The sequence below is a fragment of the Delftia sp. PX-1 genome (assembly GCF_055797465.1).
This window is the reverse complement of sequence record NZ_CP184763.1, coordinates 11,932-32,239: the sequence shown is the minus strand read 5'-3', so window position 1 is coordinate 32,239 and position 20,308 is coordinate 11,932. Positions and strand designations below refer to the sequence as shown.

Genomic DNA, 20,308 nt, shown 5'->3' with positions numbered 1-20,308 from the left:
GCAAGGACGGCAGCATGCGCATAGGCACCCTCAAGGAAAGCTACATCGCCGACGCGGCGCTGTTCGACTCCCGCACGCAACGCATCTGGCTGGCCGTGGCCGGCGCGCTGCTGCTGCTGTTCCCCTTCATGGCCAGCGACTACTGGCTGTACCTGGCCTGCCTGGTCAGCATCAACGTGGCCAGCGCCACGGGGCTGAACATCCTCACGGGCTACACGGGCCTGGTGAGCCTGGGCCAGGCCGCCTTCATGGGCCTGGGCGCCTATACGGTGGCCATCGTGCAGGCGCGCTGGGGCACGCCCGTGCTGTTCAACCTGCTGGCGGGCGGCTTCGTGGCCATGCTGGGCGGCATCGTGGTGGGCCTGCCCTCGCTGCGCGTCAAGGGCCTGTACCTGGCGATTGCCACCATCGCGGCCTCGTTCATCGCGCACTTCCTGTTCGCCAACCTCAGGCTCACGGGCGGCACGGCCGGCCTGACGCTGCAGCCGGCCACGGTGTTCGGCGTGGCGCTGGATACGTCGTTCCGGCTGTACTGGGTGATCGTGCCGGTCACGCTGCTGATGCTGCTGGGCGCGGCCAACCTGTTTCGCACACGCACAGGCCGCGCCTTCATCGCCATCCGCGACCGCGACATCTCGGCCGAGGTGCTGGGCATACCGCTGCTGCGCTACAAGCTGCTGTCGTTCGGGCTGTCCTCGTTCTACGCGGGCGTGGCGGGCGGGCTGTGGGCGTACTTCTTCCGCGTGGTCACGCCCGAGAGCTTTCCCCTCTTGATGTCCATCTTCTTTCTCGCGGCCATCATCGTCGGCGGCATGGGCTCCATCCTGGGCTCCATCCTGGGCGCGGTCTTCATGACCATGGTGCCGGAGCTGCTCAAGCTCATCGTGGACCTGCTGCCCGGCGGCTCCGAGCTCACCGTCTTCCTGTCGCCCGTGCGCACCATGGTGTTCGGGCTGCTGATCATCGTCTTTCTGGTCTTCGAGCCGCAGGGGCTCGCACAAATGTGGCGGCGCCTGCGCCGCTTCTTCCACCTGTGGCCCTTCCGCAATTGAGGCGGCGCCGCGCACGACAAGCAAAAGGAGACAAGCATGCAGCAACACCCGACTTCCTCGCGCCGCCGCAGCCTGCTGCTGGCGGCCGGCGCCAGCCTGGCCGCGCCGCTGGCCGCACGCGCCCAGGCTGGCGGCGAAGACATCGTGATCGGCGGCTCCATCCCCATGACGGGCGTGTTCGCCTTCGCGGGCGTGGGCATCAATGCCGGCATGGGCGACTACGTGAAGATCGTCAACGAGGCCGGCGGCATCAAGGGCCGCAAGGTCCGCTACGTGCCCGAGGACACGGGCTACAAGGTCGATGTCTCGGTGGCCGCGTTCAAGAAGATCACCAGCCAGAACAAGGTCAACCTCTACTACGGCGACTCCACGGGCTTTTCCAAGACCATCAACCCGGAGCTGGACCGCAACGGCGCCATCCTCATGGCGGGCGCCTCCTTCGCCACCGAGCTCAACAACCCGGCCAAGTACCCGAACCAGTTCCTCGTGGGGCCCGACTACACGGAGATGTTCGGCATCCTGCTCAAGCACATCGCCAAGGAAAAGCCGGGCGCCAAGGTGGCCTTCGTCTACTCCGACTCCGAATTCGGCCGCGACCCCATCGAGGCCAGCGAAGCGGCCGCCAAGAAGCTGGGCCTGAACATGGTGGCCAAGCTGATGACGCCGCCCGGCAGCGTGGACGTGTCCACCGAAGTCATCAAGCTGCGCCGCGCCGCGCCCGACTACACCATCTTCCACGGCTACATCCTCGCGCCCATTCCCGAGTTCATCCAGCAGGGCAAGCAGATGGGCATGACCAGCCGATGGATGGGCACCTTCTGGACCATGGACAGCTCCACCGTCATGAAGATGGGCGAGGCCGGCGACGGCTTCATGGGCGTCATGCCCTACCGCTACTACTACGACACCTCGGCCAAGGCGCCCATGCTGGACAAGATCCGCGCGCTGCGCCCCGAATACCAGAGCACGGCCTATATCCAGGGCTTTCTGGCGGCCATGCTGTTCGTGGAATCGGCCAGGCGCTGCCTGGACGCGGGCAAGCCGCTCACCGGCCCCAACCTCAAGGCAGCGCTCAACTCCATCAAGGACTTCGACACGGGCGGACTGATCGGCGTGCCCATCACCATCAAGGGCAATTCGATTCCCGTGGGCCGCGTCTACAAGGCAGATATGAAGGCGCAGAAGATGCTGCCCGCCTCTGACTGGATCGCACTTTGACTGTCGTCCGAACAGACGCCCGCACATGACCGAGCAGCCCACGGACAAGGTCCTCGAAATCAACAACATCGAGGTCATCTACAACAAGGTCGTGCAGGCCCTGCGGGGCCTGTCGCTGGCCGTGCCGCGCGGCCAGATCGTGGCCCTGCTGGGCAGCAACGGCGCGGGCAAGAGCACCACGCTCAAGGCCGTCTCGGGGCTGCTGGCGCTGGAGGACGGCCTGCTGGCCAGCGGCAGCGTGCGCTACAACGGCCAGTCCACCGCGCAGTACGCGCCCCAGCAGCTGGTGCGCCTGGGGCTGTCGCATGTGATGGAGGGCCGGCGCGTGTTCGAGGACCTCACGGTGGAGGAAAACCTCGTGGCCGCGACCTACGCGCTCACGGGCCGCCATCAAGTCAAGCCCGACTTCGACCTGGTCTACAGCTACTTCCCGCGCCTGCATGAGCGACGCAAAGGCCTGGCCGGCTACCTGTCGGGCGGCGAGCAGCAGATGCTGGCCATTGGCCGCGCGCTGATCGCCGAGCCCCAGCTCATGCTGCTGGACGAGCCCTCGCTGGGCCTGGCGCCGAAGCTGGTGGAGGACATCTTCACCATCATCGCGCGCATCAATGCCGAGCGCGGCACCTCCATGCTGCTGGTCGAGCAGAACGCCACCGTGGCCCTGGCCGTGGCGCACAGCGGCTACATCATGGAGAACGGCAAGATCGTCATCGACGGCCCGGCCGAACGCCTGGCCCAGGATGCCGACGTGCGCGAGTTCTACCTGGGCATGGGTGGTGGCGGCGAGGCAAAAAGCTTTCGCGACCTGAAGCACTACAAGCGCCGCAAGCGCTGGTTGTCATGAAGCACCCCCTGAGTCGCTTCGCGCCTTCCCCCTCTCTCCCGCTTCGCGAGGGAGGGGGACAGCACCCTCGGTGCGGGGCGGCCCTTCCTCGGTGCTCCCGTGTGGGGGCACGCCAGTGTCACAGGCAGCGCGATGGGTCATTGATATGAAGAACCTTCCCGAACTCACCCTGCCCCAGATGCTGGCCGAACGCGCGCGCAGCGATGCCCAGCGCGTGGCCATACGGCAAAAGGACTTCGGCATCTGGAAGCCCACCAGCTGGGCGCGCTACCACGAGCGTGCCAGCCACTTCGGGCTGGGCCTGGCGCAGCTGGGCCTGCCGCCAGGCGGCCACATGGGCGTGATCTCCGAGAACCGCATCGAGTGGGTGCTGGCCCAGATGGGCGCGGGCCTGATCGGCGCCATCACCGTGGGCGTCTACCCCACCAGTCCCACGCCCGAGGTAGCCTACGTGGCCGGACACGCGGACATCGCCATCATGGTGTGCGAGGACCAGGAGCAGACCGACAAGCTGCTGGCCGCCCTGCCCGAGCTGCCGCAGCTGCAGAAAATCATCGTCATGGAGACCAAGGGCCTGCGCAGCCTTGCGCCCGAGCTGCGCGCCCTGATCACCACCTTCGACGAGGTCGAGCGCCTGGGCGCCCAGGCCGCCAGCCGCGCCCCCATCGAACAGGCGCTGGCACGCCAGACGCTGGATGACGTGGGGCTGATGATCTACACCTCGGGCTCCACCGGCAAGCCCAAGGGCGCCATGATCACCTACCGCAACATCCGCGGCGTGGTGCCCGGCATTGCCGAGCGGCTGGGGCTGGATGGCGACACGCGCCACCTGTCCTACCTGCCGCTGTGCCACGTGGCCGAGCAGATGCTGACCAGCTTCGTGCCGGTCTACCTGGGCTCACAGGTGCACTTCGGCGAGTCCATCCGCACGGTGCAGGAAGACCTGCGCGAAGTCGCGCCCAACATGTTCCTGGGCGTGCCACGCATCTGGGAAAAGCTGCATGCGGCCATCAGCATCAAGATGCAGGAGACCGGGCCGCTGCGCCGCACGCTCTACCGGCGTGCCATGGCGGCCTGCGCGCCGCTGGCCGAAAAGCCCCGCAGGCAGTGGAGCCTGGCCGAACACCTCACCTGGGCCGCCAGCTACTGGAGCGTGCTGCGCGCACTGCAGAACTTCATCGGCCTGCGCCAGGTGCGCGTGGCGCTCACGGGCGCCGCGCCCATACCACCCGACGTGGTGCGTTTTTTCCGCACGCTGGGCGTGCCGCTGATCGAGGTCTACGGGCTGACCGAATCCACGGGAATGGTTACCGGCCACCGCCTGGATGACGTGGCCGTGGGCAGCGTGGGCGTGGCCACCGAAGGCGTGCAATGGCGCATTGCCAGCCTCGGCAGCAGCGCGGGCCACGAGGGTGACGACAGCGGCGAACTGCAGATCAAGGGCGACATGGTCTTCGCGGGCTACTACAAGAACCCCGAGGCCACGGCGCAAAGCATCCAGGACGGCTGGCTGCACACGGGCGACGTGGTGTGCGTGCAGGGCGGCCAGCTGCGCATCGTGGACCGCCTCAAGGACATCATGATCACCGCCGGCGGCAAGAACCTCACGCCCTCGGAGATCGAGAACACCATGAAGGCCAGCCCCTTCATCAAGGAGTGCATCGTCGTGGCCGAGGGCCGCAAGTTCGTGGGCGCGCTGGTGCAGATCGACTACGAGACCGTGGGCCAATGGGCCCAGGCGCGGCGCATTGCCTTCACGCATTTCCGCTCCCTGGCCGAGATGCCCGAGGTGCGCGCGCTCATCGAGGCCGAGATCGCGCAGGGCAATGCGCGCCTGGCCCAGGTCTCGCATGTGCGGCGCTTCCATCTGCTCACCAAGGAGCTGGACCACGACGACGGCGAAGTCACGGCCACGATGAAGGTGCGCCGTTCTTCCATCTACAAGACCTACGCCGCCGAAATCGACGCCCTGTACCACTGAGCCTCCCATGACCGATACGCAAGACACCCCGCTGCGGCTGCAGCGCGAAGGCGCCATCGCCACGCTGACCTTCCACCGCCCCGCCGCCCTCAATGCCATCGACGTGCCCATGGCACTGGCGCTGCGCGACGCCGTGCGCGCCCTGGCCCAGGACCGCGCGCTGCGCTGCGTGGTGCTGGAAGGCGCGGGCCGCGCCTTCATGGCGGGCGGTGACCTGGACACGCTGGCCGCCGACCCCGTGCGCGGCGCGGCCGAGCTGCTGGCGCCGCTCAACGAGGCCGTGGCGCTGCTGGGCCAGCTCGATGCGCCCGTCATCGCCAAGGTGCATGGCGCGGCGGCAGGCGCAGGCCTGTCGCTGATGCTGCAGGCCGACTTCGTCTACGCGGCCGAGGGCACACGCTTCAACCTGGCCTACATCAACCTGGGCGCCAGCTGCGACGTGGGAGCCTCCTGGGCGCTGCCGCGCATCGTGGGCCTGCGCAACGCGCTGGAGATCGCCATGCTGGGCGAGACCCTGGACTGCGCCCAAGCGCAGCGCCTGAGCCTGATCAACCGCGTCCTGCCGCCCGCCGAACTCGACGCCGCCGTGCAGCAGCTGGCCCAGCGCCTGGCCACCGGCCCCACGGTGGCGCTGGGCCATATGCGCCGCCTCATGCGCGCGGGCCTGGACCGCAGCCTGCGCGACCAGCTGGCGGCCGAGGCCTGCGCCTTCGATGCCTGTGCGCGCACGGCCGACCTGCCGCGCGGCATTGCGGCGTTCCACGCCAAGCAGGCGCCGCAATTCGAAGGCCGGTAAGGGCCTGTGAGGATCGGCGGGCAGGGGACCATCCATGCCTGACACCGAGGTGGCTGCGCAAGACTGCGCCCGCCCGGCACAATGCAAGCCACCCCGTGTTCATCGCTTCGAGGAGCTTCACCATGACCCCACGCGACGTCTTCGTCGTCGGCACTGCGCGCACCGCCATCGGCACCTTCGGCGGCAGCCTCAAGGACGTACCCAACACCCAGCTGGCCACCACGGCCGTCAAGGCGGCCATCGAGCGCGCGGGCCTGGCGCCGGACGCCGTCGGCCACGTGGTCATGGGCAATGTGATCCCCACCGATACCAAGGACGCCTACCTCTCGCGCGTGGCCGCCATCGATGCGGGCTGCCCCATCGAGACGCCGGCCTTCAACGTCAACCGGCTGTGCGGCTCCGGCCTGCAGGCCATCGTCTCTGCCGCGCAGGCCATTGCGCTGGGCGACTGCGACGTGGCCATCGGCGGCGGCAGCGAGTCCATGAGCCGCGGCCCCTACTTCGACCAGGCCGCCCGCTGGGGCGCGCGCATGGGCGACGCCAAGAGCATCGACTACATGCTGGGCATCCTGCACGACCCCTGGCAGAAGATGCACATGGGCATCACGGCCGAGAACGTGGCCGAGCGCTATCACATCAGCCGCGAAATGCAGGATGAACTGGCAGCGGCCAGCCACCAGCGCGCGGCCGCTGCCATCGCGGCCGGCCACTTCAAGGAGCAGATCGTTCCCGTGGAAATCGCCACGCGCAAGGGCGTCGTGGTCTTCGACACCGACGAGCATGTGCGCGCGGCCACCACCATCGAAGTGCTCAGCGCCATGAAGCCGGCCTTCCGCAAGGAAGGCGGCACCGTGACGGCCGGCAATGCCTCGGGCATCAACGACGGCGCCGCCGCCGTGGCGCTGGCCGCAGGCGATCGCGTGGCTGCCCTGGGACTGAAGCCGCTGGCGCGCCTGGTCGGCTACGCCCATGCCGGCGTGGACCCCGCCTACATGGGCATAGGCCCCGTGCCGGCCACGCAGAAGGTGCTGCAGCGCACGGGCCTGAAGATTGCAGACATGGACGTCATCGAGGCCAACGAGGCCTTTGCGGCCCAGGCCTGCGCCGTGATCCAGCAACTGGCGCTGGACCCGGCCAAGGTCAATCCCAACGGCTCGGGCATCTCGCTGGGCCACCCGGTCGGCGCCACGGGCGCCATCATCACCACCAAGGCCATCGCCGAACTGCAGCGCACGGGCGGCCGCTATGCGCTGGTGACCATGTGCATAGGCGGCGGCCAAGGCATCGCAGCCATCTTCGAAAGGGTCTGAGCGCCCTGGGGGCGCGGCGATGTTTCACATGAAACATTGCCGGCCCGGGTGCCTTGCTGCTGGCTCAGAACGGCGCTTCTTCAGGCGCCGTGTCCACGGGTGCCGTGGCCGGCCCCGTCAGCGCACCACGGCCCGATGCCGCTGCGCGCGGTGCCGTCGCGGGAGCGTGGGCAGCAGGCGTCTGCAGCGATGCGGGAAGATCCTGGCCCAGGCCCGTGCGCCCTTCCCCGCCCAACGCCTCGATCAGATCGGGGATGAGCCTGGACAGCTCGCCCGTGGCAATCGCCACGTCGGCATCGAAGCCGCCGTCGTCCTGCGACTGGCCTTCCATCACGGCATCGAGCAGCGCGATCTTGCGGATCTGCAGACCCTCGGTCAGCACAAAGCTCACGCGGTCGTCCCAGGTCAGCGCCAGGCGTGTGGGCAGCTTGCCGTGCTCGATGTGCTGGCGCACCTCGTCGATGTCCAGCGGATGGCGCGCATAGCGCACCACGGCCTTGGATTCGTCGGCGGCCTTGAGCTCGCATTCACGGTCAATCGAAAAGCCGGCCGGGCTTTCCTGCGTGGTCAGCCAGTGCGCCATGGCGGCCTGTGCGCTGGTCTGCGTATCGACCAGGGCCAGCGCAAAGCCTGTGAGGCCCTCCACCAGCGAGCTGACCACCTCGTCGGCGCGCGCCTGGCTGCCGGTGTCCAGCACCAGGGTGCGGGCCTGCGGGTCCAGCCACACCCACATGGAGCCCTGCTTGGTGAAGGCCATGGGCAGCAGGTCCAGCTTGGCCTCGTCCTTGAGTTCCTTCTTTTCCTTCTTGCCGGGCTTGCGGCCTTCGGTGGCCTCGATGTGGGCGGCCTTCTCGTTGACGCGGCGGTTGAGCACGCTGGCCGGCAGCATCTTGGCCTCGGTCATGAAGCGCATCACCCACTGATTGGCCACGGACTCGGCCAGCGGGCCATGGGGCTCACCGCGCGGCGGCACCCAGCCGGCGCTGCGCTCCTGCGTGGCGCCGCACTCGGCAAACGGGCTCTTGCCCAGGGCTTCTTCAAGCTGCTGCAAATCGCCCTGCCAGCTCTCGGCAATGCGATAGACGATCATGTTTTTGAACATAGCGAACCTTTGCTCGGACGGACTGCGGCCGTGCCGCAAGAGGGTGTGCAACACCGGGCTGCGCCGCCTCCATCCAGAGGGAGAAAACTGAAAAAACAGCAGGGGCGCCATGCCTTGGCGCCCCGCCCGGCCATTGTGCATGCCTGGCACCGGACAGCGCTGCACAAGCTTGTCAATTCTTTACAAGCCCTGCGCAAAACCACACGGCCCCGATACATCGGACGACCACACTTCAACCATCCGCTGCACAGGGCCCGCCAAGTGCCTTGACGGCGGCCTTCAGTCACCCTCTCCAGAAAGGATTTTGGAATGACCACCACCTTCCGCCGCACCCTCGCCAGCGCCGCAGCTGCCACCGCCTTGCTGGCATCGTTCGCCCTGCCCTCGTACGCCCAGACCGCCGCGCCGGCAGCACCGGCTGCAGCCACCACGCCCAAGCCCGAACGTCCCATGCACAAGCCTGGCGAGCGCCGCGAACACATGCAGCAGCGCATCGCCAAGCTCAAGGCCGACCTCAAGCTCACGCCGGCCCAGGAGACCGCATGGAACACCTATGCGGCCACCTTCAAGCCCGGCGAGCGTCCCCAGCGCATGGAGCGCGAGGACTTCGCCAAGCTGACCACGCCCCAGCGCATCGACAAGATGCGTGAAATGCGCGCCCAGCGCGCGGCCGATGCCGATCGCCGCGGCGAAGCCACCAAGGCCTTCTACGCCCAGCTGGACGCCAACCAGCAAAAGACCTTCGATGCCGCCACGCTGCACAAGGGACACCCTGGCCACCACGGCATGGGCCACGGCCCGCGCCATGACCACAAGAGCGGCCAGGCCCGCCCTTCCCCGGCACCTGCCCAGTAAGCGCCAGCCTGGCCTGCCTGCCACCGGCGGGCAGCCGGATTGCTTGAGCCAGCCCTTGCACGGACGCCTTGTCGGGCGACCGACAGTGCAAGGGCTTTTTTGCTGACGCCCCGGTCTTCACCAGCCTCCCTAGAGTGTTACAGGCACAGCAACGTGTGCCGCCCCCGGAGAAGATCATGGCCCTCAAAATCATTCAAACGACGCCATCCAGCTACCAGAGCCTCGCCAAGGCACGCATCCATCCGCCAGCACGCCTGGCAGCGACCGTGATGCTGGCCTGCGCAGGCGCTGTCCTGCCGATGGCGACCCAGGCGCAATCCTTGACGCCGGAATCCACCCCTTCCCTGTACCTGCAATATGGCGCGGCCGAGCGCAGCGCCGACAGCTGGACCCTGGGCGTTACCGTGCCCTGGCGCAACTGGCGCCATGCGCTGTGGGGCGGCCAGCTCAGCGGCTACTGGGATATCTGGGGCGCGCGATGGTCCGCCCCCCTGGAAGGCAGCCACCGCAGCACCTGGGTGGTGGGCATCAATCCCACGCTGCGCTGGCGTGGCAGCAACGGACAGTCGCCCTGGTTTGCAGAAACCGGCGTGGGTCTGAGCTGGGCACTGAACCGGCGCTACGTCACGGACGAGAAGGAATTCCCGACCCGCTACAACTTCGCCACCCATATCGGCGTGGGCTACCTGTTTGGCAACCAAGGCCAGCATGAACTGGTGCTGAGGCTGGAGCACCATTCCAACGCTGGCATCAAGAAGCCCAACCCCGGCGAAAACTTCCTGCAGCTGCGCTACGCCCACCATTTCTGACCATCGCTGCAGCCCAGCCCCGACCACCCGCGAGGTGGTCTTTTTTTTGCCCGCTGCAGGCCTGTGGAAAAACCTGGGTATAAAAACCTTGTAAATCCATGCTTATTCACAGGATGGATGCATCGCGGAAAGTTGTTCCCAAAACGGGTGCAGCTGCAAGGCAGCATCCACCACAGGGTTTGCATACTCATAACTTATTGATTTTCCATGTGAAAAATCAGTTATCAACAATTAAGCGCTTCACTTACTACTACTACTAATTAAAAAATAGAAGAAATAGGAATAACAGCCGAGCTCGGTTTTTCACAGCACGAACGCCGATCTGGATAAAAAAAGCAGCCCCCTTACCCAGGAAAAGCTGCTTGTCAACAGATCACAGCATGGTCAGACCCTGTGTTCATCAATGCATCACAGGTCTGCCTTCTGACTGATAAACGCTTAAATTTCTTTTAAATCAATAACTTACGAGAAAACATCAAAAAAAAAGCCTGTCATGCAAAACTGTGGATAGAAGATGATCAACTTTCAAGTTATCCACAGAAAAATCCGTGACATGCAATCTATCCCCGTTGGCAAGGCACCGGGAACAGGGCGTTGACCACATGTTTTTCAGTACGCTAGATCCTTGTTTTTTTTAAGGTAATGGCAGTTATCCACAGAGATATCATGCCTCTACTACTACGACTATTCTTTATAAGAAGATCAAAGAACAACCAAAGGCGAAGTCACGCCGGGAAGCCAAGGCAGCCAGGTTTGCCAAAAAAACAGACGCGTGAGCTTGGCTGGAGCCAGGCATGTGCAAAGAAGGACTGCGCTCCAGCGAAATTGGCGCGCCTGTCTGCAAAAAATCCGCAAGGCTCCTGGGCGATGGCCTTGCTCATGAAGACAAGACTTCACCCGTCACCCGGTTGGCATGCAGGTGAACGACGGCCTTTTTCACGCCTGGCTGTGAACAACCAGGGAAAACTTCGAGGAAACGGCGTCTCTCGCACGGGCGCATGCGGACACGCCAGAGACCACCGTTGTTCATTCAAAAAAATTCAATCCTTGATCTGGGCCCTGCCAGCGGCCTGTGCATCCGAATCAGGAGCAGCTGATCCAGCACTGGCAAGGGCAATCACGAAAAGTGATGGCTGCAGCACTGCAGGGAGAAAGGATGGGAATCAGGCCGTCTCTCCAACGGCCCGCAGACAGCGCAAACACCAGGCAGATGCCAGGACCCCTGCAGGGGCGCCAAAGCGCTTCCTGGGGCCGCCTGATGGCCTGTGGGCCGTGATCTCCGGGGGTGGTCGGCAGGTGTGGCCTGCGAGGTCGTGCAGGTCCTTTGAACCTGTTGCCGGGCGCCGCATGTATGAACGGATCCCGTGGAGTGAAGTTGCCCACAGGCTGTGTGCAAATGGCCTGTGGGCAATCGGGAGGATGGTTTTCAGGAAAATTGCCTGAAATCAAGGGCTTGTGTGGATGGGGGAAGGTGGAGGAAACGGAGAGGGGCTGGTTTCCCCGTTCTTTCCACAGCTTTCGTCTCAGCGTGCCGGGCGGCGCTGCAGGGCAAAGGGCGGCAGGCCCTTGAGCAGCTGCTGGCCATAGCTGGTGTTCACCAGGCGCCGGTCATAGCAGTAGACATGGGCCTGGTCTTCCTCGGTGCGGATGGCGCGGCCCACCCACTGGGCCAGCCGTATCGCCGTGGCCGGCACCACGAGTTCGTTGAAGGGGTTGCGGCCGCTGCTGCGCAGCCATTCGGCGCGGGCCTCGCCCACGGGGTCGTCGGGCGGGGCAAAGGGCAGCTTGGTGATGAACAGGGACTCGCACAGTGCGCCGGGCAGGTCCAGTCCCTCCCCGAAGGACTGCATGCCGAAGATGATGGAGGGCTCGCCCATCTCCACGGCATCGCGGTGGCGTGCCAGCAGCAGTGCGCGGGGCATGGCCGTCTGCACCAGCACCTGCGAGCGCATGGCCGTGGACAGCGCATCCACCGCCAGGCGCATCTGCTCGCGCGAGGTGAACAGCACCAGGGCGCCGGCCTGCACACGGGACAGGTCGCCCAGCAGCGCGTCCACCATCTCCTGGGTGAAGCGGGCGGCTTCCTTCGGATCGGCCACGGTTTCGCGCGCCACCAGCGTGCCCTGTCGCGCGTAGTCGAAGGGGCTGGGCACTTCCAGCGTGGTCACGGCCGCATCGTCGTGCAGGCCGGCCTCGCGCAGGAAGAAGTCGAATTGTCCACAGCTGGTCAAGGTGGCCGACGTGAGCACCGCGCCGCGCACCTGGGACCACAGGTGATGGCGCAGCGTGGCGCCGGGCAGGATGGGGCTGGCATGGGCCTTGACCACGATGTACTCGCCATCTGTCTCCAACGTGAACCATTTGGCATTGGGTACGCGGCTACTGTCGTCATCCTGCGCCGGCTGCTGCATCAGCAACTGGGCCGTGTCATAGACGGATTCCAGGCGGGGTGCCAGTGCGCCAACCTGTGCATAAGCTGTAGACAGCCTGCGTGCTTCCTCTGGATTGTCCTTGATGGCGGCACGCAGCGCCTTGGAGATGGCGCGCAGCGCGTCCAGAAAGCTGTTGGCATGGTGGGCCGCCCTGCCCAGCGGCTCCAGCAGGGGCTCGGGCAGCATGCCGCGCGGCACGCGCACCCGGGCCGGCCCCCAGCTGTCCTTTTGTGACTTGAGCGTATCGCCGTACAGCTCCATCACCAGGCGCGCCAGTTCCTGCAGCTGCTGGCGCAGCTGGCTTGCATGGCTGGGCAGGTCGGCCAGTTCCTCCACTTCGACCAGGGTATTCACGCGCAGGGCGCGGCTGGTCAGCTTGTCTATCCAGCCCAGGCGGCTCAGGTCCATCTCGCCGGCGAACTGGCCCAGCGCCGTGGCGGGCAGATGGTGGGCTTCGTCCAGCACCAGAAGGCAGTTGTCCAGCTCGGGCAGCAGCCGCGCGCCCAGGGAGGACAGCAGCAGATCGTGGTTGGCCACGATGACCTGGGCGGCCACCAGGTCCTTGCGGCGCTCGTAGTAGACGCAGTTGCTGAAGGCCGGGCAGTGCTTGCCCGTGCAGGACGAGGATTCGGCCGCCACGGGGCTCCAGGCCTCGGCCTCGGGCGGGGTTTCCAGAGAGTCGCGGTCGCCGTCCCAGGCCTGGCTGGCCAGCGCGTTGGCCATGCTTTTGTAGAACTGCATGCGCGCCTCCAGCTCCAGGGCCGGGCGTGCCACGCGGCTTTGGGCCTGGGCCTTTTCCTCGGCGAACAGATCGTCCAGATCCTCGTCCTGGGCCTCGCCAGTGCTGGCCAGCCGCTCCAGCTTCAGTTTGCAGACAAAGCGGCCCCGGCCCTTGGCCAGCGCGAACTTGAAAGGCTGCTCCAGCTGCTGGGCCAGCGCGGGCAGATCCTTGTTCACCAGCTGTTCCTGCAGCGCCACGGTGGCCGTGGAAATCAGCACCCGGGTGCCGCGCGCCAGCGCCATCGAAATGGCGGGAATGCTGTACGCCAGCGATTTGCCCACCCCCGTTCCGGCCTGCACCACGGCAATGGACCGGGTGGGCTCCGGCGCGCCCTCATCGATTTTTCCCAGCTGGGCCTGGCTCAAGGTCTGCGCGACCTGGGCCGCCATTTTTCGCTGCCCCTCACGATTTCGGAACCCCGGGATGGCTCCGACCACGTCATCGAAGGATTTCAGGGCTTGGTCAGCCCATTTTTTTTCATGCATTTCGGCGTATTTCGACCAGATGGATCACTTTGGTCCGTCTGTTTATAAGGATTCGTACAGTGATATGTATTAAATAAGATGCGAAATCTTATGGAATACAGCGCACAAAGCGCGTTTTTTCGTATGCCGTACAGCCTACAAGCTGCACGTCATATGGATCACTGCACCCGCCAATCGCATGTGCGTACAGGTGGGTATCGGTGGCCGGGATGGACATCTGTCCACCGGCTGTTCCTGGATTGTTCCCATGGCCGTTGATGGCTGTGCGCGTGGCTGCATCCACAGTCTTGCCCACAGCTGCCAGGGTGTGCGGCCTGTGGTCAATCTTGTGTGCATGCTGTTGGCATGCCTGTGGATTGATGGAGTGATTGTCGCAATTCATCGTTGATTTGCAACGAATTTTTCGAGGATTCAGGTTTGCTGCAATTTGCAGAAGGTAGTGGAAGTTGTCACCACTGTGGAAAACAGGGCCTGTGCAGATCTCTGGCTTTGCAGGGTGCATTTTTCCCCGGGATATCCACAGGTCTGCCGCCGCTGCGGCCTGGCCTGGCCTGGGTCCCACGCCAGGCGGCAGGTGCGGGACCGCGCAGGCTGTGCGCCGCGGACCGCGCCGGATCTCGCAAAAGTCCGCCAAAGGCACAGACCATCCCCACCGGGGACAGGTCCCGGGGGCGAGCCCAGGGCATGCGAGTGCCTTACCAAACGGTAATGAAGGCTTCACGCACGCCGGAAGATGCGTTTTCTAGCATCTGTTTCATCTCAGGAGACAAGGGTCGGCTCGCTGCAGTCCCTGCGCTCCAGGCATGGATTGAAGGGGCAAGAATGATCAAGACACTTGCGGGCCTGCCCACGGCAGCCCGGTTTCCGGCGGCCTCGGCATGCGCCGTCATCGCCGTGGCCTGCCTTGTGGCGGGCTGCGATGCATCCAAGGCATCGGCACAGAACGAGCCTGCCGCGCAGGCGCCCGCGCCCGCCGGCGTGGTGCGGGTCAAGCCCGAGTCGCTGAAGATGCTGGACATCGCCGCGGTGGCCGATCCGCAGGGCACGCAGATGGCCTGGGCGCCGGCGCGCGTGACCTTTGCCGAGGACCGCGTGGCCACCGTCTCGGTGCCGCTGGCCGCGCGCGTGGTGTCCGTGCGTGCCCACGTGGGCGACATCGTCAAGGCCGGCGACGAGCTGGCCACCCTGGTCAGCCCCGAGGCGCTGCGCGTGCGCTACGAAGTGGAAGCTGCCCGCAGCGCGCATGACGTGGCCACCGTGGAAGTGCGGCGCCAGCAGACCATGGTGGACAAGGGCGTGGGCGTGGAGGTGGATCTGCGCGCGGCCCAGGCAAAGCTGCGCGAGTCGGCCCAGGAGCTCGCGCGTGCCCAGGGCACGTCGGCGCTGCTGGGGCAAGGCGGCGGCGACCGGCTGGTGCTGCGTGCGCCGCGCGCCGGCGTGGTGGCCGAGCGCAAGGCCGTGGTCGGCGCCTCGGTCGAGCCCAGCGGCGAGCTGTTCCTGATCGGCGATCCCGCCGCCATGAACGTGGTGGCCGATGTCTTCGAAAGCGATCTGCCCGGCATCCGCCTGGGCAGTGCCGTGCAGGTCGATGTGCCGCAGCTGCCCAAGCCCCTGACCGGCACGGTGCGCCACCTGGGCGCCACGCTGGACAAGGAATCGCGCCGCGCCTCCGTCATCGTGCAGCTCGATGCGCAAAACCCCGTGCTGCGTTCCGGCATGCAGGCGCGCGTGGGCCTGCAGGTCTCCAACGAGCACGAGATGCTGATCCCCGTGACGGCCGTGCTCATCAAGGATGAAAGCCGCAGCATCGTCTTCGTGCAGACCGGCGAGCTGCAGTTCGAGGCCCGCACCGTGGTGCTGGGCCGGCCCTCGCGCGGCATGGTGCCCGTGGTGTCGGGCCTGAAGTCGGGTGAGAAGATCGTCGTGCGCGGTGGTCTGCTGCTCGACGGCGCAGCCAGCCAGCTGCTCTGATCGCGGCAAGGAGTCCCATCAATGCTGCGTTCCCTGATAGCGTTTGTGGTGCACCGGCGGCTCGTCGCCCTGTGCGCCACCCTGATCATCGCCATCTATGGCGTGTATTCGTACCTGCACACGGCCATCGAGGCCTATCCCGATGTGACCAATGTGCAGGTGGGCGTGATTGCCCAGGCGCCGGGCCTGGCCCCCGAGGAGGTGGAGCGCCAGATCACCCAGCCGCTGGAGCGCGAGCTCAACGGCACGCCGGGCCTGGTGTCGCTGCGCTCGGAGAGCTACTTCGGCCTGGCCATGATCAACCTCGTCTTCAATGACGAGGCCGACAGCTTCCATGCGCGCGCCGAGGTGTCGCAGCGCCTGCCCCAGGCCAATCTGCCCGACGGCGTCACGCCCGAGATGGCGCCCGACTACACGCCGCTGGGCAAGATCTTCTACTACCGCCTGAAGAGCGACCGCCACACGCTGGCGCAGCTGCGCACCGAGCAGGAATGGCGCGTGGTGCGCGTGCTCAAGCAGGTGCAGGGCGTGGCCGACGTGGTCAGCATCGGCGGCTTCGTCAAGGAGTACCACGTCGAGGTCGATCCCGAGAAGCTGTATGCGCTGGGCCTGTCGCTGGAAGACGTGAGCGATGCGCTGTCCAAGTCCAACCGCAACGTGGGCGGCGGCCTGATGCGCCGCGGCGAGCAGTCGCTGATCATCCGCGGCATCGGCCTGCTGCGCACGCCGCAGGAGATCCAGGGCGTGGTCGTGGCCATGCGCGGCAGCGCGCCCGTGACCATTGGCGACGTGGCGCGCGTGGTGCAGTCGCACACGCCGCGCCAGGGCTCGGTGGGCATGGACGATGCCGACGACGTGGTCCAGGGCATCGTGCTGCTCAAGCGCGGCGAGAACCCCTCGGTGGTGCTGGACCAGATCCATGCCAAGGTGGCCGCGCTCAATGACGGCGGCCTGCCCGAGGGCATGCACATGGAGACCAACTACGACCGCTCCGACCTGGTCGGCCACACGCTGGGCACGGTGCAGCACAACCTGCTGTTCGGCGCCACGCTGATCGTGGGCGTGCTGTGGCTGTTCCTGCGCAGCCTGCGCGGCTCGCTGATCGTGGCCACGGTGATCCCGCTGTCGCTGCTGGTGGCCTTCATCGGCCTGCACCTGCTGGGCATGCCGGCCAACCTGATCTCCATGGGTGCCATCGACTTCGGCATCATGGTGGACGGCGCCGTGGTGCTGGCCGAGAACATCATCCGCAACGCCCGCCTGCGCAAGCCGCAGACGCAGGCGGACATGCGCCACATCATCATCGACTCGGCCGTGGCCGTGGCCAAGCCCACGCTGTTCGCCATGGCCATCGTGATCGCGGCGCTGATCCCCGTGTTCTCGCTGGAAAGCATCGAGGGCCGCATCTTCCGTCCGCTGGCCATGACCTACAGCTTCGCGCTGCTGGGTGCCCTGGTCTTCGCCATGGGCCTGGTGCCGGCGCTGTGCGCGCTGTTCCTCAAGCCCCAGCACGTGATGGTGGAAGAGCCCAAGATCTTCGACCGCGCGCACCACGGCTACCAGCACTGGATCGGCAGCCTGCTGGGCGCCGGGCGGCGCCGTGTCATGGTGGTGGTCGCCTCGCTGGCCATCCTGGTGGCGGCCGGCCTGTCGGCCGCCTGGCTGGGCACGGAATTCCTGCCCGAGCTCGATGAAGGCGACGCCTACGTGCTGGTGCAGATGCCGGCATCGATCTCGCTGGAAAAGGGCCAGGAAGTGCTGCGCGACGTGCGCCTGCGCCTGAAGACCTTCCCCGAGGTCATCACCGTCACCACCGAGCAGGGCCGTCCCGAGTCCGGCACCGACAACGAGACGCTGAACCTGGCCAAGGTGCTGGTGCGCCTGAAGGGCCACGGCGAATGGCGCAAGGGCCTGACCAAGCCCCAGCTCATCGAGCAGATGCGCGCCACGCTCAGCGAGATTCCGGGCGTGTCGTTCAACTTCGCCCAGCCCATCCGCGACAGCGTGGAGGAATCGACGTCCGGCGCGCGCGGCCAGGTGGTGCTCAAGGTCTTCGGCCCCGACATTCCGCAGCTGCGCTCCATCCTGCAGCAGACCGTGGACCTGGTGAAGGACATCGACGGCGTGGTCGACCTGGGCCTGTACCGCGACGCGCCTGCGCCCCAGGTGCACGTGGAGTTCGACCGCCAGGCGCTGGCGCGCCAGGGCATTGCCATGGAGACCGCGCAAAAGACGCTGGAGGCGGCGCTGGCCGGCAACATCTCCACCACGCTGTGGGAAGGCGAGTACCCCGTGCCCGTGCGCGTGCGCCTGCCCTACGTGGACCGCATGGACGAGGAACGCATCCGCAACATCGCCATCCCCCTGCCCAATGGCGCTGCGGGCGGCTCGGTGCCGCTGCACTCGGTGGGCCAGGTGGCCATCAAGATCGGCAACTCCTCCATCTTCCGCGAAGGCAATGCGCGCTACATGGCGCTCAAGTTCAACGTGGAAGGCCGCGACATCGGCTCCGTGGTCAAGGACACGCTGGCCACGTTCAAGAAGAACGTGAAGATCCCCGAGGGCTACCAGGCCGTCTGGGGCGGCGAGTGGGAGAACCAGCAGCGCGCGGCCGCGCGCCTGAAGATCGTGGTGCCGCTGTCGCTGATCATCGTCTACGCCCTGCTGTTCGGCGCGCTGGGCCAGGCGCGCAGCGCCGGCATCATCTTGCTGTGCGCGCCCTTCACCATGGTGGGCGGCATCGCGGCCCTGCACTTGGCGGGCATCGAGCTGTCCATCAGCGCGGCCATCGGCTTCATTGCCTTGCTGGGGCAGGTGGCGCTGGCCGGGCTGCTGGTGATCTCGGCCGTGGAGGAGCTGCGACGGCAGGGCATGCCCATGATGCAGGCCCTGGTCGAGGGCGCTGCCGAGCGCATGCGCTCCATCGTGCTCGTGGCGCTGCTGGCGCTGCTGGGCCTGCTGCCCATGGCGCTGTCCACGGGCGTGGGCAGCGAGACGCAAAAGCCCTTCGCCTCCGTGATCGTGGGCGGCATGGTGGTGCTGCCCCTGGTGGCCCTGGTGCTGCTGCCCGTGCTCTATGCGCTGCTGGGCCCCAAGAACATGTTGACGCAGGAAGAACTCGATGAAAAAGAGTAAGCACCCCCTGAGCGGCTGCGCCGCTTCCCCCTCTCGCTTCGCGGGGGGGACGACGCCCTCGCCGCGAGGCGGCTCTTGCTCGGCGTCCCTGGCTTTTGGTCGCGCCGGTTTTGCAGGCAGCGCCCGTTATCGGGCCCTGTTTGTGGCTGTGGCGCTGTGCTGCGGGGCGGGTTCTGCGTTTGCGCAGCAGGCTGTACCCGCTGTACCGGGCGGGGCGGCTGTGCCGGCCATCACTGCGGCGCCTGCCTCCGAGGTGGCTCCGGCGGCGGCGCCGCAGCAGCCGGTGGGGATGCAGGAGTATCTGCAGATGGTGGTGCGCAACCAGCCCCAGCTGGCGGCGCAGCGGCTGCAGATCGGGATTGCGCAGGCGGACAGCCGCACAGCGGCGGCGTTTCCCAATCCTTCGGCGTCGTACAGCAGCAAGCCGGGCGAGAAGCAGTGGGGCATAGAGCAGCCGCTGCCCATTTTCGGCCAGCGGCGCCTGCGCATGGAGAACGCGCGCAAGGGCGAGACGGCGGCGCGCGCCAATGTCGAGGTGGCCGTGGCCACCACGCTCAACGATGCAGCCACGGCCTTCATTGATCTGCTGATGACGCAGCAGCGCCTGAAGGTCTGGCAAGAGGCGCAGGAGGCCCTGAACAGCGCGGGCAATATCGTGCGCGGACAGATCGAGGCCGGTGCGCGCAGCCGCTATGACGGCGCGCGCCTGAGCCTGCAGCAGGCCCAGATGGCCATGCAGGTCAGCCAGGCCCAGTCGGACTGGCAGGATGCCGCCTCGCACGCCGCCGCCCTGGCCGCCCTGCCCCAGTGGGCACCGCGCGCCACGGGCAGCCTGCAGGCCGTTCCCGTGGCCCAGCTGTTGCACGAGCAGGAACTTTGGGAGGCCGCGCGCCTGCGCCTGCCGGCCCTGGTGGCCGCCCAGGCCGAGCTGGACCAGCTGCGCCACAAGGTCGAGCTGGAACGCCGCGAAGCCCTGCCCACGCCCAGCATCAGCGTGGCGCGGGTGCGCAACCGGTTGGACGGCAACTACAACCAGATCGGCGTGTCGGTGGAGCTGCCGCTGTTCGATCGCCGCGAAGGCCCCATCGCGCGTGCCCAGGTGGAGGCCGAGCAGGCCCAGCTGCGCTACGACGCCGCGCTGATCGAGGCGCGTACCGAGCTGCAGCGCGCCATCAGGCAGCTGAAGCTGCGCCGCGATGCCGTGCGCGCCTACGAAAAGCAGGGCCTGGCGCAGATCGCGCCGCTCAACCAGATGGCCCAGGACGCCTACAAGCTGGGCCAGGGCTCCATCCTGGAGCTGATCGATTCGCTGGGATCGATCAACGAGCACCGCCTGGAGCACCTGGACCTGGTCAAGGAAATGATGCTGGCCGAGTGGCAGGTGCGCGTGGCCAGCGGCGATCTGCCGATGTGGGCTGCGCCCTGACGGTTTCATGCGGCGCGGTGCTCTGGGATGCCGCGCGGCCCTGCCCCTAGCTGGAAAGAGGTGGTCAACATGCCGGCATCCCCACCGATCTCGGCGGAGTCTGGCGCGCCG

General features: G+C 66.5%; 13 protein-coding genes. 11 read left to right on the top strand and 2 right to left on the bottom strand.

The genetic code is table 11. From position 1 onward, the window contains the following. Positions 1 to 14 precede the first annotated feature (14 nt). The 6 genes from ACN20X_RS00115 (at position 15) to ACN20X_RS00090 (ending at position 7,201) form a co-directional block, all read left to right on the top strand. Positions 15 to 1,052, top strand: a complete 1,038-nt coding sequence (locus tag ACN20X_RS00115; protein ID WP_034365427.1) for a branched-chain amino acid ABC transporter permease — start codon at positions 15 to 17, stop codon at positions 1,050 to 1,052. 36 nt (positions 1,053 to 1,088) lie between these two features. Further along, the gene (locus tag ACN20X_RS00110) at positions 1,089 to 2,270 is read left to right on the top strand and encodes an ABC transporter substrate-binding protein (RefSeq protein WP_016447278.1); all 1,182 of its coding nucleotides are present in this window, start codon (positions 1,089 to 1,091) and stop codon (positions 2,268 to 2,270) included. 25 nt (positions 2,271 to 2,295) lie between these two features. Further along, positions 2,296 to 3,114 carry an ABC transporter ATP-binding protein gene (locus ACN20X_RS00105; RefSeq protein ID WP_016447277.1) on the top strand — a complete coding sequence of 273 codons (819 nt, stop codon included), beginning with the start codon at positions 2,296 to 2,298 and terminating at the stop codon, positions 3,112 to 3,114. Between the two features lie 145 nt (positions 3,115 to 3,259). Beyond that, a complete protein-coding gene (locus tag ACN20X_RS00100; protein WP_473210155.1) occupies positions 3,260 to 5,095 on the top strand; it encodes an AMP-dependent synthetase/ligase in 1,836 nt (611 codons plus the stop codon). 7 nt (positions 5,096 to 5,102) lie between these two features. Further along, positions 5,103 to 5,891 carry an enoyl-CoA hydratase/isomerase family protein gene (locus ACN20X_RS00095; RefSeq protein ID WP_473210154.1) on the top strand — a complete coding sequence of 263 codons (789 nt, stop codon included), beginning with the start codon at positions 5,103 to 5,105 and terminating at the stop codon, positions 5,889 to 5,891. A gap of 122 nt (positions 5,892 to 6,013) precedes the next feature. Next, positions 6,014 to 7,201, top strand: coding sequence for an acetyl-CoA C-acyltransferase family protein (locus tag ACN20X_RS00090; RefSeq protein WP_047217528.1), 1,188 nt, complete (start codon positions 6,014 to 6,016; stop codon positions 7,199 to 7,201). Between the two features lie 64 nt (positions 7,202 to 7,265). Here ACN20X_RS00090 and ACN20X_RS00085 read toward each other — a convergent pair whose 3' ends face one another. After that, positions 7,266 to 8,303 (bottom strand): recombination-associated protein RdgC, encoded by a 1,038-nt coding sequence (locus ACN20X_RS00085; RefSeq protein ID WP_016447273.1) that lies wholly within the window; start codon positions 8,301 to 8,303, stop codon positions 7,266 to 7,268. A 309-nt stretch (positions 8,304 to 8,612) separates the two neighbouring features. Between ACN20X_RS00085 and ACN20X_RS00080 the strand changes: the two genes are divergently transcribed. Together ACN20X_RS00080 and ACN20X_RS00075 are read left to right on the top strand one after the other, a co-directional pair. After that, on the top strand, positions 8,613 to 9,158 hold the full coding sequence (locus ACN20X_RS00080) for a Spy/CpxP family protein refolding chaperone (RefSeq protein WP_473210153.1): 546 nt from the start codon (positions 8,613 to 8,615) through the stop codon (positions 9,156 to 9,158). Positions 9,159 to 9,334: 176 nt separating this feature from the next. Next, positions 9,335 to 9,967, top strand: a complete 633-nt coding sequence (locus ACN20X_RS00075) for an acyloxyacyl hydrolase (RefSeq protein WP_473210152.1) — start codon at positions 9,335 to 9,337, stop codon at positions 9,965 to 9,967. Between the two features lie 1,523 nt (positions 9,968 to 11,490). On the opposite strand, the gene dinG is transcribed toward ACN20X_RS00075, so the two are convergent. Then, a complete protein-coding gene (gene dinG / locus ACN20X_RS00070; protein ID WP_154832960.1) occupies positions 11,491 to 13,665 on the bottom strand; it encodes an ATP-dependent DNA helicase DinG in 2,175 nt (724 codons plus the stop codon). A gap of 822 nt (positions 13,666 to 14,487) precedes the next feature. On the opposite strand from dinG, the gene ACN20X_RS00065 reads away from it, so the two are divergent. Genes ACN20X_RS00065 through ACN20X_RS00055 form a run of 3 tightly spaced genes read left to right on the top strand, consistent with a single transcriptional unit; the run spans position 14,488 to position 20,197 of the window. Next, entirely contained in the window at positions 14,488 to 15,636 is a 1,149-nt protein-coding gene (locus ACN20X_RS00065; protein WP_016454185.1) for an efflux RND transporter periplasmic adaptor subunit, read from the top strand. Positions 15,637 to 15,657: 21 nt separating this feature from the next. After that, positions 15,658 to 18,771 (top strand): efflux RND transporter permease subunit, encoded by a 3,114-nt coding sequence (locus tag ACN20X_RS00060; RefSeq protein ID WP_016447267.1) that lies wholly within the window; start codon positions 15,658 to 15,660, stop codon positions 18,769 to 18,771. Continuing rightward, the gene (locus ACN20X_RS00055) at positions 18,758 to 20,197 is read left to right on the top strand and encodes a TolC family protein (protein WP_341723582.1); all 1,440 of its coding nucleotides are present in this window, start codon (positions 18,758 to 18,760) and stop codon (positions 20,195 to 20,197) included. Before ACN20X_RS00060 ends, ACN20X_RS00055 begins: the two co-directional genes overlap by 14 nt. Positions 20,198 to 20,308 lie beyond the last annotated feature (111 nt).

What these genes read in the sequence shown, in the direction of transcription:
- ACN20X_RS00115 (WP_034365427.1), top strand. Translation starts at nt 15, where the DNA reads ATGCGCATAGGCACCCTCAAGGAAAGCTACATCGCCGACGCGGCGCTG.
- ACN20X_RS00110 (WP_016447278.1), top strand. Translation starts at nt 1,089, where the DNA reads ATGCAGCAACACCCGACTTCCTCGCGCCGCCGCAGCCTGCTGCTGGCG.
- ACN20X_RS00105 (WP_016447277.1), top strand. Translation starts at nt 2,296, where the DNA reads ATGACCGAGCAGCCCACGGACAAGGTCCTCGAAATCAACAACATCGAG.
- ACN20X_RS00100 (WP_473210155.1), top strand. Translation starts at nt 3,260, where the DNA reads ATGAAGAACCTTCCCGAACTCACCCTGCCCCAGATGCTGGCCGAACGC.
- ACN20X_RS00095 (WP_473210154.1), top strand. Translation starts at nt 5,103, where the DNA reads ATGACCGATACGCAAGACACCCCGCTGCGGCTGCAGCGCGAAGGCGCC.
- ACN20X_RS00090 (WP_047217528.1), top strand. Translation starts at nt 6,014, where the DNA reads ATGACCCCACGCGACGTCTTCGTCGTCGGCACTGCGCGCACCGCCATC.
- ACN20X_RS00085 (WP_016447273.1), bottom strand. Translation starts at nt 8,303, where the DNA reads ATGTTCAAAAACATGATCGTCTATCGCATTGCCGAGAGCTGGCAGGGC.
- ACN20X_RS00080 (WP_473210153.1), top strand. Translation starts at nt 8,613, where the DNA reads ATGACCACCACCTTCCGCCGCACCCTCGCCAGCGCCGCAGCTGCCACC.
- ACN20X_RS00075 (WP_473210152.1), top strand. Translation starts at nt 9,335, where the DNA reads ATGGCCCTCAAAATCATTCAAACGACGCCATCCAGCTACCAGAGCCTC.
- dinG (WP_154832960.1), bottom strand. Translation starts at nt 13,665, where the DNA reads ATGCATGAAAAAAAATGGGCTGACCAAGCCCTGAAATCCTTCGATGAC.
- ACN20X_RS00065 (WP_016454185.1), top strand. Translation starts at nt 14,488, where the DNA reads ATGATCAAGACACTTGCGGGCCTGCCCACGGCAGCCCGGTTTCCGGCG.
- ACN20X_RS00060 (WP_016447267.1), top strand. Translation starts at nt 15,658, where the DNA reads ATGCTGCGTTCCCTGATAGCGTTTGTGGTGCACCGGCGGCTCGTCGCC.
- ACN20X_RS00055 (WP_341723582.1), top strand. Translation starts at nt 18,758, where the DNA reads ATGAAAAAGAGTAAGCACCCCCTGAGCGGCTGCGCCGCTTCCCCCTCT.